The sequence below is a fragment of the Enterobacter sp. CGMCC 5087 genome, assembly GCF_003144775.1.
Classification (GTDB): Bacteria; Pseudomonadota; Gammaproteobacteria; order Enterobacterales; family Enterobacteriaceae; genus Enterobacter; species Enterobacter cloacae_M.
In genome coordinates this window covers 1-3,714 of sequence record NZ_QFXN01000260.1, presented here as the reverse complement: position 1 = coordinate 3,714, position 3,714 = coordinate 1, and the positions used below count along the sequence as shown (strand labels likewise).

The window sequence follows — 3,714 nt, the reverse complement described above, 5'->3', positions numbered from 1 at the left end:
TTCCGGAAACGCCTTTTGCCAGCGCCAGGCCATATACTGCTCCACCAGCGGAATGCTGCGCCCGGAGGCATCTTCCGTCATGCGCATGACGCGCAGTACCGACATTTTTTCTTCGCTGGCCGCTGGTGCCTGCTGCAGATCCTCCACCAGCCCCGCCAGCACAGCAGGAAGAAACTGCTGCTGCAGTAATGCCAGGTAGGATGTTTCCACGCAGGGGCCGATACGCGCTCCCTGATACAGCCCCATATCGGCAAACAGGGGATTTCTGCTGCGATAATCACCGTAAGAGAGGGCGGCTTCACGAATAAGATTCAGGCGCGGTAGCTGACTGACGGGCGACGTTTGCGGTGTGGCCCGTTCGTCTGTTGCGCTGAATCGTTGTACGCGGGTCAGCACCTGATGACCTGCCGTCGCATTCAGCCGGTAGAAATGGTGCAGGGTCATAAGCGACAGCACAACCGCCAGCAGGGTTACCCCGGACAGCATCGCCATACGGCGACGTCGCGTACGCTGATACTGCCGGTTCTCCCCGGTCAGGTTTGCCCCCGGAAATACGATCCGGGTAAAGAAATCGAGAACAAAAAAGGTGGTGGAGTCACCCTGCGTGGCGGCATGAAGGGGGACAGGAAGAGAATAACGGCGGGATACCGCATCCGCAAAGGCATCAGAAGGCACGCCCTGCTGATAAACCGAACTCAGCCACAGCCCCTGCAGCGGAAACAAGGCTGTACTGTCGTCCGGCACGATCTCTGCGAGTAGCGTCTGAATAAATGGTTTCAGCCCCGCCAGTTGTCGGATAAACAGAAAGGCACTGACCGCTGAGTCATTGCCGGTATGTGCCAGTGACGTGGCGCGCAGAAATCCGGTCAGGTCGTTCAGCCAGAGATCAATAAAGGCGGCAATATCATCCGGGTAGCCTCTGTCCTGCAGGGCTTCAGTGCTGAAACGAACGCCCAGTAGTGACTGTCGGGCGGCAGGATCCAGTTGCTGACTGAATGCGCTGAAGCCGTCCAGGTTATCCACATGAGTAAGCACCACATACACTGGCAGCCGGGTATGCATGGCCGATGCGATGTCCTGCAGGCGCTCACGCAGCAGCTGCGCACAGTGGTGTCGACGGGTGGCACCGGCGGTTGACAGCCACGCCACATCCAGCGTCAGGACCAGTCCGTTGAGCGGCTGTCGGCTGCAGCGGTTCGTCAGCCAGCCCAGCAGATGGTGCCAGAGTCGGGCATCCGGGCTGGCATCTTCTTCGCCACTCATCTGAGGCTGAAACAGCAAATCCCCGTCAGGATCGACAATGACGGCCTCATCTCCCGTCCAGCAATCGACCTTCTGGCCTTTATGCAACGTCGCTAACTCATGGTTCAGACGGGCGTTGAGTTTGCTTGCCGGGCAGGCCCGCTGCAGCAGGCTACTTTTACCGCTGCGGGGCAGCCCCAGCATCAGAAACCACGGTCGGTTGTTATGGGAAGCAGACTGTTGGTTCAGAGCCAGCAGCCAGGCATTCAGGAAACGCTGCTGCTTTTCAATGGCCTGTGGTCTGGCTCCCGGCTTCCGTTGCCGACGGATCCGATACCAGAAGCGCCCAAGGATAGCCACACAGAGCAGCCACAACCAGAACAGGGTGAAGATCATGCGGGGCCAGAGGCCCGCAAGGGGAAATGCCCCCTGTATGACCAGATACGGCCCCGTCCACCAGATTGTCAGCAGAACAACAATCCAGAGCACCATTGCGGCAAGCCACCATGACGGCCTGATGCGTTTAGCTCCCCAGGAGACAGGGGATACTGTTTTTTTCAGGATGGAGCTCATGCGGCTCACTTCAGTAACTCCCCTAACTGATGGAGCACATCAAGCGTCTGTTGATGAAGAAGGTGGTGAGAGATGCCGAACACGACCGCCATCAGCAACAGACCTGCGCAAGGGATGACCCACAGCGACGTTTGTCGCGGCAGAGGCCAGGCACCAGGAGGCGGTTGCGTATCGTCAACAAAGCGTACAGGGTGATGGGACGTGGGTTGTGGGTACAGAAGATGGTGAAGACGCTGTGTGATAGCCCGCAGTTCGCTGTCGCCCTGCGGGATGACGGCATACCGGCCTTTAAAGCCCAGCATCAGGCACTGCAGCATAAATTCCAGGATGTCACGGTAACGCTGTGGTTCGGTCTGCAATTTATCGAGAACGGTAAACACCTTATCGCCGCCCCAGGTCTCACCATGAAACTGCGACAACAGCGAGTTTTTCGACCACTCGCTCTGGCTCCCCCACTCATGCGCCATCACCGCTTCGTCGATATACGTGCACAGCATGTAACGGAACGGCAGCAGCACGCTATGCCCGTACCCCTGATGCTTCAGTTCCTGCTCAATGGCTTCAATCTCATTCGAAACCTGTTGATAAAGTCGGGTGACATCTTCATACAGGGTCAGCGCCCGGATACGGATAACCATGCCAAACAGGGGCGTGGCGGCATCGATAATGGGGTTCAGGCTGTTGCCACGTAGCGTGAAACGGTAATCAGGGTCATTGTCATCGGGGGGAGCGGAATGGCTGAAGAAACCGCCATATTTATCTTCTGGCGCGGAGGCGATGGCCTCGCTACCCGGCGCATTCTCTTTGGCGCGCTGTTCTGCAGGTGATGGCGTGGCATTAAGGATAGCGCCGGGGCTCTCCGTGGCCTGTGATAAGTCGATTTCCATCAATGCTCCTGAAGCCCGTCCCTGAAAATGCCCCGTCTCTGTTGGCTAAAATGAAGTGTTGCGGTGCTGAGTGCCTCTCAGTAAGCCTTTGGTCAGCCACCGTGGCTTGCGCACTTTTTTAAACTCAACCACCTGACAGGGTGTCATGCTGTTTGCGCCCCACGCAGAGTGGGATCCACCGCAACAGATAAGCACACGTACAGCCCGACGGGCTTACCGGAGGAATGCACTTATCTGTTAAGGTATCTGCATTCGGCTGAGCGCTGCCCTCCATTGTCATTTACCCTGCGTCAGGCAGAAGGATATTCAACGCTCATGCGAATGCGTTCTCTGGTTATTGCAGAAAGAAAACTCATTGCAGCCATATACTCAGAGAGCCGACGCGTATACTAAACACCCGACAATAACCACACAATTACTAAAAGTTAAAATTTCGTGTCGTTATCACTCAATATGTTAATGGTGTTACATTCTGTCAGGCACTGAATGCTGATGCTTCTGATGGTCAGATACAAAAAAGCAAAAAATCACCGCGCCACACACAGGGATGAGGCGGGGTTAACAGAAGCGATATCGTTCTTACTCACAAGGTTGGTTTTGCTGGAATGACACACTTACCTTACCGCCCCTCCCTGAATCGACATTAAATATTGCTGAGTTTTTCAGTGACCTGCCGCAGCAATGTTCCCCTGTTCCCGCCTACACTCCAGGTGATAACGTCATCCCGGGCAGCAGTGCAACCGTACTGAATGCGTCCCCCACTCAGGACGAACCGGGCTGACCAAAACGCGATCGGGGTGGGATGCCAGACCATGAGCGATTCAGACATCATCCTGCAACTAAAGCAGCGGAACGATGCCGGAAACGTCCCCGGCCAGTCTCATACGGTATTCAGGTATTGATAACGCCCGTTCGGGCTGTGGTCAATGGAGCCCTCATTTCCTGTACTTTCGCTTTCAACTGGTTAAATGGAGTTGCGAAAGCGCCCCGGCATGAACGGTTGAGAATAACC

Annotated in this window: 2 protein-coding genes; both read right to left on the bottom strand. The window is 55.9% G+C overall.

Annotated elements, in window-relative coordinates; genetic code table 11:
• The coding region (tssM, locus tag DEO48_RS23000) for a type VI secretion system membrane subunit TssM (protein ID WP_258306161.1) at positions 1-1,815 on the bottom strand (1,815 nt) is incomplete at its 3' end.
• Positions 1,816-1,820: 5 nt separating this feature from the next.
• Positions 1,821-2,702, bottom strand: coding sequence for a type IVB secretion system protein IcmH/DotU (gene icmH / locus DEO48_RS22995; RefSeq protein ID WP_109846398.1), 882 nt, complete (start codon positions 2,700-2,702; stop codon positions 1,821-1,823).
• Between the last annotated feature and the right edge of the window lie 1,012 nt (positions 2,703-3,714).